Annotated in this window: 14 protein-coding genes (1 of these 14 only partly in view); 13 read left to right on the top strand and 1 reads right to left on the bottom strand. The window is 65.5% G+C overall.

The window, feature by feature from the left end; translation table 11 throughout:
- Positions 1-50: 50 nt before the first annotated feature.
- The 13 genes from prmC (at position 51) to WKC72_RS15605 (ending at position 11,195) form a co-directional block, all read left to right on the top strand.
- On the top strand, positions 51-980 hold the full coding sequence (prmC, locus tag WKC72_RS15545) for a peptide chain release factor N(5)-glutamine methyltransferase (protein ID WP_005571059.1): 930 nt from the start codon (positions 51-53) through the stop codon (positions 978-980).
- A complete protein-coding gene (locus WKC72_RS15550) occupies positions 977-1,633 on the top strand; it encodes an L-threonylcarbamoyladenylate synthase (RefSeq protein WP_370183242.1) in 657 nt (218 codons plus the stop codon). Before prmC ends, WKC72_RS15550 begins: the two co-directional genes overlap by 4 nt.
- Positions 1,630-2,811, top strand: coding sequence for a glycosyltransferase family 4 protein (locus tag WKC72_RS15555; RefSeq protein WP_005252952.1), 1,182 nt, complete (start codon positions 1,630-1,632; stop codon positions 2,809-2,811). Before WKC72_RS15550 ends, WKC72_RS15555 begins: the two co-directional genes overlap by 4 nt.
- 38 nt (positions 2,812-2,849) lie before the next feature.
- Positions 2,850-3,323 (top strand): hypothetical protein, encoded by a 474-nt coding sequence (locus tag WKC72_RS15560; protein WP_112298643.1) that lies wholly within the window; start codon positions 2,850-2,852, stop codon positions 3,321-3,323.
- Positions 3,324-3,650: 327 nt separating this feature from the next.
- A complete protein-coding gene (gene atpB, locus WKC72_RS15565; protein WP_052033539.1) occupies positions 3,651-4,430 on the top strand; it encodes a F0F1 ATP synthase subunit A in 780 nt (259 codons plus the stop codon).
- Between the two features lie 85 nt (positions 4,431-4,515).
- The gene (locus tag WKC72_RS15570; protein ID WP_005252955.1) at positions 4,516-4,761 is read left to right on the top strand and encodes an ATP synthase F0 subunit C; all 246 of its coding nucleotides are present in this window, start codon (positions 4,516-4,518) and stop codon (positions 4,759-4,761) included.
- Positions 4,762-4,768: 7 nt separating this feature from the next.
- Positions 4,769-5,326 (top strand): F0F1 ATP synthase subunit B, encoded by a 558-nt coding sequence (locus WKC72_RS15575; protein WP_037238881.1) that lies wholly within the window; start codon positions 4,769-4,771, stop codon positions 5,324-5,326.
- 5 nt (positions 5,327-5,331) lie between these two features.
- A complete protein-coding gene (locus WKC72_RS15580) occupies positions 5,332-6,159 on the top strand; it encodes a F0F1 ATP synthase subunit delta (protein WP_174233739.1) in 828 nt (275 codons plus the stop codon).
- A gap of 62 nt (positions 6,160-6,221) precedes the next feature.
- Positions 6,222-7,865: a F0F1 ATP synthase subunit alpha gene (gene atpA, locus WKC72_RS15585; RefSeq protein WP_005252958.1), complete on the top strand. Its 1,644-nt coding sequence runs from the start codon at positions 6,222-6,224 to the stop codon at positions 7,863-7,865.
- A 48-nt stretch (positions 7,866-7,913) separates the two neighbouring features.
- Positions 7,914-8,894 (top strand): F0F1 ATP synthase subunit gamma, encoded by a 981-nt coding sequence (locus WKC72_RS15590; protein ID WP_005252959.1) that lies wholly within the window; start codon positions 7,914-7,916, stop codon positions 8,892-8,894.
- Positions 8,895-8,897: 3 nt separating this feature from the next.
- Entirely contained in the window at positions 8,898-10,349 is a 1,452-nt protein-coding gene (gene atpD / locus WKC72_RS15595) for a F0F1 ATP synthase subunit beta (protein WP_005252960.1), read from the top strand.
- Positions 10,350-10,355: 6 nt separating this feature from the next.
- Complete coding sequence (locus WKC72_RS15600; RefSeq protein ID WP_037238887.1) at positions 10,356-10,724, top strand: F0F1 ATP synthase subunit epsilon; 369 nt, start codon at positions 10,356-10,358, stop codon at positions 10,722-10,724.
- Positions 10,725-10,772: 48 nt separating this feature from the next.
- Positions 10,773-11,195 carry a DUF2550 domain-containing protein gene (locus WKC72_RS15605; RefSeq protein WP_037238889.1) on the top strand — a complete coding sequence of 141 codons (423 nt, stop codon included), beginning with the start codon at positions 10,773-10,775 and terminating at the stop codon, positions 11,193-11,195.
- Here the strand turns inward: WKC72_RS15605 and WKC72_RS15610 are convergent, their stop codons facing one another.
- Positions 11,196-11,572: the 3' portion of a cob(I)yrinic acid a,c-diamide adenosyltransferase gene (locus tag WKC72_RS15610; protein ID WP_037238890.1), read on the bottom strand. It continues 199 nt past the right edge of the window; the window shows 377 of its 576 coding nt (coding positions 200-576); its start codon lies beyond the right edge, outside the window — the gene reads right to left on this strand; the stop codon is at positions 11,196-11,198.

An 11,572-nucleotide genomic window follows, 5' to 3' on the forward strand; every position in this document is an offset into this window, starting at 1 on the left:
CGAAGCGGGACCGCGCCACCGGACGGCGGGCCGCGTGGCAGTCTGTACCTGTGAGTCGCCTTCCTCTTCGCCTGGCCCTGATCGACGCAACCGCGCAACTCGACGAGGCCGGGGTGCGTAGCTCCCGTGCGGATGCCGAACTGCTCGCGGCCCACCTGCTGGGGGTGGAACGGACCCGGCTCGGCCTCGTCCCGCTGGTCGACGAGTCGGTGATCGACGCCTACAAGAAGATGGTCGACCAGCGCGCCAAGCGGATTCCGTTGCAGTACATCCTCGGTACCGCCGCGATGGGGGACATCGACATCGAGGTCGGCCCCGGGGTCTTCGTGCCGCGTCCCGAGACGGAACTGCTGCTCGGGTGGGCGCTCGCGTTCCTCGGAAGCTGCGATCAGCATCCGCCGGTGGTGCTCGACCTGTGCACCGGGTCGGGCGCGCTCGCGCTCGCGATCGCCAACGCCCGGCCCGACGCCGTCGTGCACGCCGTCGAACTCGAACCGCACGCGCTCGCATGGGCCCGGCGCAACGCCGACGCCCGCGAACAGGCAGGTGACGCACCGATCCGGCTGTATCAGGGCGATGTGACCGACCGGACGTTGCTGGCCGGGCTGGAAGGCGGCGTCGACCTGATCGTGGCGAACCCGCCGTACATCCCGGAGGGCGTCGAGCTCGAACCCGAGGTGGCCGACCACGACCCGCACAGCGCGCTGTTCGCCGGCCCGGACGGTCTGTCCGTCATCAAGCCGATGATCTCGAACGTCGCCCGCTGGTTGCGGATCGGGGGAGCGGTCGGCATCGAGCACGACGACAGCAACGGGTCCGACGTGGCGGCACTGTTCGCGTCCCGCCGGGTGTTCGGCGAGGTCGCGGAGCACCCGGACCTCGCAGGCAAGCCGCGCTTCGTGGTCGCCCGGCGCGTCGCCACCGATATCGAGGCGCAGCGTGCAGGGGCCGTCGCCGAGGGTGAAAGAATGGGCGGGTGAGTACCGTTTACGACTGTGGCCTTCCCGATTCACGCTCCGCCGGACTGAGTGCGGCCAAGAATGCGCTGAAGGCCGGGCGGCTCGTCGTGCTCCCCACGGACACGCTGTACGGGATCGGCGCGGACGCATTCGACAGCGAGGCTGTCGCCGCCCTCCTGCGGGCCAAGGGTCGCGGACGCGACATGCCGGTTCCCGTGCTCGTCGGCTCGTGGAACACGATCGACGGCCTGGTGTACAGCGTGCGCCCGCAAACGCGCGACCTCATCCGGGCGTTCTGGCCAGGCGGGCTGAGTCTCGTTGTGGAACAAGCACCTTCGCTGGCGTGGGACCTCGGCGACACCCGGGGCACGGTCATGCTGCGCATGCCGCTGCACCCCGTCGCCCTCGAACTGTTGCGCGAAGTCGGACCGCTGGCGGTGTCGAGCGCGAACGTCTCCGGACGGCCGCCCGCGACGACGGTCGAGGAAGCGCGCGAGCAGCTCGGCGGATCGGCGAGCGTGTACCTCGACGGTGGTCGGGCCGAACAGGGGCAGGCATCGACGATCGTCGACCTCACCGGCGCGACCCCCCGGATCCTGCGTGAGGGCGCCGTGCCCACCGGCGATGTCGCCGACGTGCTCGGAGTGACGGCGGAGAGTCTGTCCGCCCAGTGAGTGCTGCCGAATCGGCCGGCGTGGCGCTGGCCCAAGCAGGTGGGGGCGCGGGTGTCCCGCTGCGTGAACTCCTGCTCGTCCTCTTCACCGCTGCGGTGGTCACCTACCTGGCGACCGGGGCCGTGCGGCTGTTCGCACTCCGGTTCGGGGCCGTGGCCGTGCCGCGGGATCGCGACGTCCACGTCACCCCGACGCCGCGTCTCGGCGGGGTCGGCATGTATCTCGGCATGCTCGTCGCGTTGTTGTTCGCGCAGCAGCTACCCGCGCTCACCCGGGGATTCGAGTTCACTTCCGACATTCCCGCGGCCCTGGTCTCGGGGTTCGTGATCGTGCTGGTGGGGGTCGTCGACGACCGGTGGGGCCTGGACGCGCTCACCAAGTTCGTCGGCCAGGTCACCGCGGCGGGCATCCTCGTCGTGATGGGGGTGAGCTGGTTCATCATCTATATGCCGTTCGGGGACGGCAGCACCGTCATCCTCGACCAGCTCCAGGCCGGTCTCGTCACCGTGGGTGTCGCGGTCGTGATGGTGAACGCCATGAACTTCGTCGACGGCCTCGACGGCCTCGCGGCGGGCCTCGGCCTGATCTCCTCCCTCGCGATCTGCGTGTTCTCCGTGGGACTACTGCACGATCAGGGCGGCGACGTCAGCGCGTATCCGCCCGCGCTGATCGCCGCGGCGCTGGCAGGTGCGTGTCTCGGATTCCTTCCGCACAACTTCCAGCCCGCCAAGATCTTCATGGGCGACTCCGGCTCCATGCTGATCGGGCTGATGCTCGCGGCCATCTCCACCAGCGCGTCCGGTCGCATCCCGCTGACCGCCTACGGCACCCGCGACCTGCTCGGTCTTCTCTCTCCGCTGCTCCTCGTCGGTGCCGTCATGTTCATCCCGATCCTCGACCTGCTGCTCGCCGTGGTCCGGCGTACCCGTGCGGGGGTGAGCCCGTTCAGTCCCGACAAGATGCACCTCCACCACCGGCTCCTGCAGATCGGGCACTCGCACCGTCGCGTCGTGCTGCTCATCTACTTGTGGGTCGGTGTCCTCGCGTTCGGTGCGGTCGGATCTGCCCTGTTCGACCGTCGCGTCGTCGTCCTCCTGGTCGCGGGAGGCCTTGTCTTCGCACTGGTCGTCACGGCCGTCCCGTCGATTCGCGGACAGCAGCACGATCGTCGCGGCTGACCGGAGGGTTGCCGCGGACCGGCGAAGATCCACTACCCTTGGCGACCGTGACGTTCACCCCCGCCTCCGCCCCTGATCACACCGCGTCGTTGCGGGCTGCCGTCCGCTACGGAGTTCTCGGTCTGATCGTGCTGGCAGTGGTCGGCTCGATCATCGCATTTCTCGTCGCGGGCAAGCCCGGTCTGTACGGCGCACTTCTCGGTGCGGCAGTCGGGGGAGGGTTCATCCTGTGCACCGCACTGGGTGTGCTGTTCACCGCGAAACTTCCGGCCTTGACGGCGGGAGCGGTACTGCTCGGTACGTGGTTGTTGAAGATGATTCTCGCGATCACGGTCCTGGCGATCCTCAAACCGCTCGACTTCTACGACAAGACGGCATTGGTGCTGGTCATGGTGCTGTCGCTGGTGATCGTGCTGGGAGCGGAAACGTTCGGAGTCCTGGGAACCAAGGCGCCGTACGTCGAACCTGCGCCCACGGACGACGCCGGATCGCCGGAATCGGACGATAAGTAGTACTACGAGATGTAGTAAAATTGAATCGACCCGGACCCCGTCTACACGATGTCGTAGATGACTTGCTAAGGTCTGGGTCAAGCGAGAGCAATGAGAGTGCGAGTAAGTTACTCGCCGGTATTGCATGCTTGTAGGTGGCCGCACTTTCAGGGCCGCCGAGTCGACGAGAGTCGCCGACACCGACAGACGCTGGACTCGAACAGTCCGCAGCAGCTGACGAATACGCGAGTCGAGCTTGTCGACTTGTTTGATCGTCAATGTCCGATCGAACCGCAGTCAACGAAGGCTGCGGACCGACTACGGGAGAGAACGCTGAGCGTCATCAACGTGGCCGCTGGAGAATTCCACGCGCCTTCCCTGAACGACTTCTTCCCGCCCGCGGTCCTGTTCGAAGGGACTCCGTTCGAACTCGACCGCCTGATGCTGGTTCGCATCCTGCTGTCCGGACTGATGATGCTCTTCTTCGTCATCGCGCTGCGCAGCCCGAAGATCATTCCGCGCGGTGTCCAGAACATCGGTGAGATCGCGCTCGACTTCGTCCGGATCAACATCGCGGAAGAGATTCTCGGCAAGGAGCAGGGCAAGCGCTTCCTGCCGGTCATCACCACCATCTTCTTCCTGGTGCTCGCCAGCAACCTCGGCAGCATCATCCCCTTCATCAACATCTCGCCGAACGCGCGTATCGGCATGCCCCTCGTGCTCGCCGCCCTTGCGTACATCGTGTTCAACTACGTCGGCATCAAGAAGTACGGCTTCTTCAAGTACGTGAAGAGCAGCATCGTGGTCCCCGGGGTTCCGCTTCCGCTGCACTTCCTGCTCGTGCCGATCGAGTTCATCTCGACGTTCGTCCTCCGGCCGTTCACGCTCATGGTTCGTCTCATGGCCAACATGCTGGCCGGCCACATCCTGCTGGTGCTGTTCTTCAGCGCCACCCAGTACTTCTTCTTCATCTCCGGTGGCTTCCAGGCCGTGTTCGGTGTGGCCTCGCTTGCCGCCGGCATTGCATTCACCTTCTTCGAACTGCTGGTGATCTTCCTGCAGGCCTACGTCTTCGCGCTGCTCACGTCGGTGTACATCGATCTGGCGCTGCACGCGGATTCGCACTAGCACCACAAGTTTCACGACCAGCTACACCAAGAACTGAGCCTCCCGCCGAATCCGGCGGAGGTCAACAGAAAGGGAACGGAACACCATGAGCCTCGCCTACCTCGCTCAGGAAGCTGTCCAGGAAACCAACTCGACGGGTTTCGGAGCCATCGGCTACGGCCTCGCCGCGATCGGCCCCGGCATCGGCGTGGGCATCGTCGTCGGTAAGGCGATCGAGGGAATGGTTCGCCAGCCCGAGATGGCCGGACAGGTTCGTACCACGATGTTCCTCGGTATCGCCTTCACCGAAGCCCTCGCGCTGATCGGCCTCGTCGCCGGCTTCATTTTCTAAGACCGTCATGGCAGCCAACATCGCAGTCCTCGCGCAGGAAGAGAGTCACAACCCTCTCCTGCCCGAGACGTATGACATCGTTTGGTCGATCGTCTGCCTGGTCATCGTTGGTTTCGTCTTCTGGAAGTACGTCCTTCCGATGTTCCAGAAGGTCCTTGCCGAGCGAACCGAGCAGATCGACGGCGGCATCAAGCGGGCCGAAGAGGCCCAGGCCGAAGCGAAGGCGGCGCTCGAGCAGTACCGCGCTCAGCTCGCCGAAGCTCGCACCGAGGCTGCGCAGATCCGTGAGGACGCGCGCACCCAGGGGCAGCAGATCATCGCCGAAATGAAGGCACAGGCTCAGGAAGAAAGCGACCGCATCGTGGCCGCCGGTCACAACCAGTTGGTTGCCCAGCGTCAGCAGATCGTTGCCGAACTGCGCGCCGACCTCGGCCGCACCGCGGTCGACCTCGCTGAGAAGGTCATCGGTGAGTCCCTCGCCGACGACGTCAAGCGGGCCGGCACGGTCGATCGATTCCTGAACGAGCTCGACTCCATCGGCGCAAATTCCGCAGCAGGGAAGTGAGCACCATGTACGCAGCGAGCCGTGAGGCCTTGACGCAGACCCGTGCTGCGTTGTCTTCGGCCTTGGGATCCGTCTCTGCCGGAGCAGCCACAGCGGCCGCGGCCCAGATCGGGGCCGAGCTGTTCTCGGTCGTCGAGATCCTGGACGAGCAGCGCACTCTCCGGAGTGCCCTGTCGGACACCTCGACGCCCGGGAGCGTTCGCGAAGGTCTGGCCGAGCAGGTATTCGGTGGCAAGGTCTCGGCCGAGACCCTCGCCGTCCTGAAGGCGGCGGTGGGCCAGGACTGGTCCGTCACCTCCGACCTGCTCAACTCGCTGGTGCTCGTCGGTCGGGAATCGCTGCTGAAGGCAGCGGCCGATCAGGGACAGCTCGACGACGTCGAGGACGAGCTCTTCCGCCTCGGCCGCATCGTTGCCGGTGACCCGAAGCTCGAGCAGGCACTGTCCGACCGTTCCGTACCGGCGAAGAGGAAGCGCGAACTGCTCTCCAAGCTGCTGTACGGCAAGGTCACCGCTGTCGCCGAGGCGCTGGCGAACCAGGCAGTGGGCCGGTTGAAGAACTCCGCACCCGCGGACGCCTTCGACGAACTGTCGAATCTGGCAGCAGCACAGCGGGAAGCAGTTGTCGCCAAGGTGCGCAGCGCTGCTCCGCTGTCCAGTGAGCAGTCGGATCGGCTGACCGCCACCCTCACCCGTACCTACGGGAAGCCGGTGACGGTTCACGTGGAGGTCGATCCTGAACTCCTCAGCGGCTTGGTCGTCCGGGTGGGCGACGAGGTGATCGACGGCAGCGGCGCGGGACGTCTCGCAGCGTTGCGGAAGTCCCTCAAGTAGTCCGCAACCGAACCCCATACCCCAGATCTTTTCGAAGACCAGACACCGAGAGCAGGAAAAACATGGCGGAGCTGACGATCTCCTCCGACGAGATCCGTAGTGCGATCGAGAACTACACCGCGAGCTACTCCCCGGAGGCCTCCCGCGAAGAGGTCGGCCTTGTGACCGACACCAGCGACGGCATCGCGCACGTCAGTGGCCTGCCTTCGGCGATGGCCAACGAACTGCTGGAGTTCCCCGGCGGAATTCTGGGTGTCGCGCTCAACCTGGATGCCACCGAGATCGGTGCCGTCATCCTGGGCGATTACGAGAACATCCAGGAAGGCCAGGAAGTCAAGCGGACCGGCGACGTGCTGTCGGTACCCGTCGGCGACGCCTTCCTCGGCCGCGTCATCAACCCGCTCGGCCAGCCGATCGACGGCCTGGGCGAGATCGAGAGCAACGAGACCCGCGCCCTCGAACTGCAGGCTGCCTCGGTGCTCGAGCGTCAGCCCGTCGAGGAGCCGCTGCAGACCGGTATCAAGGCCATCGACGCGATGACCCCGATCGGTCGCGGACAGCGTCAGCTCGTCATCGGCGACCGTAAGACGGGCAAGACCGCCGTCTGCATCGACGCGATCCTGAACCAGAAGGCCAATTGGGAGACCGGCGACGAGAAGCAGCAGGTTCGCTGCATCTACGTCGCGATCGGCCAGAAGGGCTCCACCATCGCGGGCGTCAAGGCTGCCCTCGAGGAGCAGGGCGCGATGGAGTACACCACCATCGTCGCCGCCCCGGCCTCCGACTCCGCCGGTTTCAAGTGGCTCGCGCCCTACACCGGCTCCGCCATCGGCCAGCACTGGATGTACCAGGGCAAGCACGTCCTGGTCGTGTTCGACGACCTGACCAAGCAGGCCGAGGCGTACCGCGCCATCTCGCTGCTGCTGCGCCGCCCGCCGGGACGTGAGGCATACCCCGGTGACGTCTTCTACCTGCACTCCCGCCTGCTGGAGCGTTCGGCCAAGCTGTCCGACGCCCTGGGTGGAGGCTCGCTGACCGCGCTGCCGATCATCGAGACCAAGGCCAACGACGTCTCGGCCTACATCCCGACCAACGTCATCTCCATCACCGACGGTCAGGTGTTCCTCGAGTCGGACCTGTTCAACAAGGGTGTCCGCCCCGCCATCAACGTCGGCATCTCGGTGTCCCGAGTCGGTGGCGCCGCGCAGACCAAGGGCATGAAGAAGGTCTCCGGTTCGCTGCGTCTGGAGCTGGCCCAGTTCCGTGAGCTCGAGGCGTTCTCCGCCTTCGCCTCCGACCTGGACGCCGCCTCGAAGGCACAGCTCGAGCGTGGTGCCCGCCTGGTGGAGCTGCTCAAGCAGGATCAGTACAGCCCGATCCCCGTCGAGGACCAGATCGTGTCGATCTACCTCGCCGGCGAAGGTGTCTTCGACAGCGTGCCCGTCGGTGACGTCCGCCGCTTCGAGGCCGAGCTGCTCGACGAGCTGCACCGCACCGCCTCCGGCGTGTACGAGAGCATCAAGGGTGGCAAGGCCCTCGACGCCGACAACGCCAAGGCACTGGTCGAGGCCACCGACAAGTTCAAGGAAACCTTCATCGCGTCCGACGGAAGCCGGGTCGTGAACGAGGCCGAGGCTGAAGCTCTGGACGCCGGCGAGGTCGGCCACGAGCAGATCAACGTCAAGCGCACCACCGTCAGCAAGTGAGCGGCCTGCCCATGATGCTGCGAAACATGAAGGGAGAGTGATCGATCGATGGCAAGCATTCTCGAACTGAGGTCTCGCATCAAGTCGGTCAACTCGACCAAGAAGATCACCAAGGCCCAGGAACTGATCGCGACCTCGCGCATCACGAAGGCGCAGTCGCGCGTCGCCGCGGCAAAGCCGTACGCCGAGGAGATCACGAAGGTTCTGTCGGAGCTGGCGAGCGCGTCGGCTTCGCTGGATCACCCGTTGCTCAACGAGCGCACCGATCCCAAGCGTGCCGCCGTCCTGGTCGTCACCAGCGACCGCGGTATGTGCGGCGGATACAACTCCAACGTCCTCAAGGAGGCCGAGGAGCTGTTCCAGCTGCTGCGCAGCGAGGGCAAGGATCCGGTCATCTACGTGCTCGGATCCAAGGGCCTGGGGTACTACACGTTCCGTGGCCGCGACTTGGGAGGTGCGTGGACCGGGTTCTCCCAGGATCCGGGCTACTCCGACGCTGCCAAGGCGAGCCGGCACCTGGTCGACCTGTTCATGGCCGGATCCGGCTCGGAGGTCCCTGCGCCGAACGGCGAGGGCACCATCGAAGGCGTCGACGAGCTGCATATCGTCTACACCCGCTTCGTGTCGATGCTGACCCAGTCTCCCGAGGTTCGCCGCATGGCTCCCCTCGAGGTGATGGTCTCCGAGGAGCACGTCGAACTCGGCGAGGACATGCTGTCGAACGGTCACGGGTCCAGCGACTCGGAACCGGTCGCCGGATACAACTTCGAGCCGGAACCCGACAAGTTGCTCGGTGCCCTGCTGCCGAAGTACATCAGCACCCGCATCTACTCCTCGCTGCTGGATGCTGCGGCGTCGGAGTCGGCTGCCCGTCGTACGGCGATGAAGGCCGCGACGGACAACGCAAACGAACTGGTGAACACGTTGAGCCGTCAGGCAAACCAGGCTCGCCAGGCCCAGATCACCCAGGAAATCAGCGAGATCGTCGGCGGCGCGAATGCGCTTGCCTCGAGCGCAGGAAGTGACTAAGCAATGACCGCAGCAGTAACCGAAAACAACGGGGCAGGCTCGGGTTCGTCCGTCGCCGGCCGCGTCGTGCGGGTCATCGGTCCCGTCGTGGACGTTGAATTCCCGCGTGGCGCTATTCCTGAACTGTTCAACGCCCTGCACGCCGAGATCACGCTCCCCTCGGTCGCCAAGACGCTGACCCTCGAGGTCGCACAGCACCTCGGCGACAACCTGGTGCGCACCGTCTCGATGCAGCCCACCGACGGCCTGATCCGCGGCACCTCGGTGTCCGACACGGGCAAGCCGATCTCGGTTCCCGTCGGTGACGTCGTCAAGGGCCACGTGTTCAACGCACTGGGCGACTGCCTCGACGCTCCCGGCACGGGTCGCGACGGCGAGCAGTGGGGCATCCACCGCAAGCCACCAGCCTTCGACCAGCTCGAGGGCAAGACGGAGATCCTCGAGACCGGTATCAAGGTCATCGACCTCCTCACCCCGTACGTCAAGGGTGGAAAGATCGGTCTGTTCGGTGGTGCCGGTGTCGGCAAGACCGTTCTGATCCAGGAAATGATCACCCGTATCGCCCGCGAGTTCTCCGGAACCTCGGTGTTCGCAGGCGTCGGTGAGCGCACCCGTGAGGGCACCGACCTTCACCTCGAGATGGAAGAGATGGGCGTCCTCCAGGACACGGCCCTTGTCTTCGGCCAGATGGACGAGCCGCCCGGAACGCGTATGCGCGTCGCCCTGTCCGCGCTGACCATGGCGGAGTACTTCCGCGATGTCCAGGGCCAGGACGTGCTGCTGTTCATCGACAACATCTTCCGTTTCACCCAGGCCGGTTCCGAGGTGTCGACCCTGCTCGGTCGTATGCCTTCGGCCGTGGGTTACCAGCCGACCCTGGCTGACGAGATGGGCGAGCTGCAGGAGCGCATCACCTCGACGCGAGGCCGCTCCATCACGTCGCTGCAGGCGATCTACGTCCCCGCCGACGACTACACCGACCCGGCGCCGGCAACGACGTTCGCGCACCTCGATGCCACCACCGAGCTGTCGCGTCCGATCTCGCAGATGGGTATCTACCCCGCTGTGGACCCGCTGACCTCCACCTCCCGCATCCTGGAGCCCGGCATCGTCGGTGCCGAGCACTTCCGGGTTGCCAACGAGGTCAAGCGCATCCTGCAGAAGTACAAGGAACTGCAGGACATCATCGCCATCCTCGGTATGGACGAGCTGCAGGAAGAGGACAAGGTGCTCGTCGGCCGTGCCCGCCGTCTGCAGAAGTTCCTCGGCCAGAACTTCATCGTCGCCGAGAAGTTCACCGGTGAGCCCGGCTCCGTGGTGCCGCTCCGCGACACCATCGAGGCGTTCGACCGCATCTGCAAGGGCGAGTTCGATCACCTGCCCGAGCAGGCGTTCAACAGCTGTGGTGGACTCGACGACGTCGAGGCTGCAGCCAAGAAGATCGCCGGGAAGTAGTCGACGATGGCTGAGATGACCGTGGAACTCGTCGCCGTGGAGCGACGGTTGTGGTCTGGTTCGGCGACTCTCGTCAGCGCACAGACGACCGAGGGCGAGATCGGTGTCATGCCTGGGCATGAGCCGGTTCTCGGACAGCTGGTCGAGGCCGGAGTGGTTGCGATCACGACGGCCGACGGTGAGCGTATCGTCGCTGCTGTGCACGGCGGATTCCTGTCCGTGACCGCGAAGACAGTCACGATCCTCGCCGAGTCAGCCGACTTGGCCGAGGACATCGATGTGGAAGCGGCCAAGGCCGTGCTCTCGGAGAGTGGAGACGATCTCGAGGCGATTGCTGTCGCCAAGGGTCGGATCCGCGCTGTAGAGCGCGCTTAGGCTGCACGAGAAAGACCGCGACGGAGCCGACGAACAGTGACAATCGGAATGACTGTGTTGATCATTCTGGTTGTGCTGCTCGCGGCCTTCGTCGCGGTTTTTCTGTATCGGCTTGCAGTACTGCGCCGCGGTGGCACCGCGGCGATCCTCCGGGTGACGCCTGCCCCGGGGGACACCGGGTGGCGTCACGGCGTCATCCGCTACGGCGAGGGTTCTCTCGTCTTCTTCAAATTGTCGAGTTTGCGTCCCGGCCCTGATTCGCGCATCGAACGCCAGGGCATCGAAGTCGCAGGTCGTCGCAGCCCGGAGGGCTCCGAATTCGACATCATGTCCGAGGAAATCGTCATCCTGTCGGTCAAGGACCGTGGTAGCTCGTACGAGATCGCATTGGACGGGGGAGCGTTGACCGCGTTCCTCTCCTGGGTCGAATCGCGGCCGTCCGGCCGATCGGTTCGCGGTCGCCGACTCTGATCAGGACTTCCCGGCTCCCGGCTTCCAGAGCACGTCGCCCTCAGGGTTCGCGAGCCGACTGACGATGAACAGCAGGTCCGACAGCCGGTTGAGGTATTTCGCCGGAAGGACGTTGGTCGTCTCCGGGTTCGCGTCGACCGCCGCCCACGCGGAGCGCTCGGCACGCCGGGTCACGGTCCGCGCCACGTGCAGTAGAGCACCGAGTGCCGTGCCGCCGGGGAGAATGAAGGAATTCAGCGGCGCCAGGCGTTCGTTCAGTTCGTCGCACCAGCGCTCGAGACGGTCGATGTACTCGTCGGAGATGCGCAGCGGCGGGTACTTCGGTTCGGCCTCCACCGGGGTGGACAGGTCGGCGCCGGCGTCGAACAGGTCGTTCT

Source organism: Rhodococcus wratislaviensis, from assembly GCF_041228765.1.
Taxonomy (GTDB): Bacteria; Actinomycetota; Actinomycetes; order Mycobacteriales; family Mycobacteriaceae; genus Rhodococcus_F; species Rhodococcus_F wratislaviensis.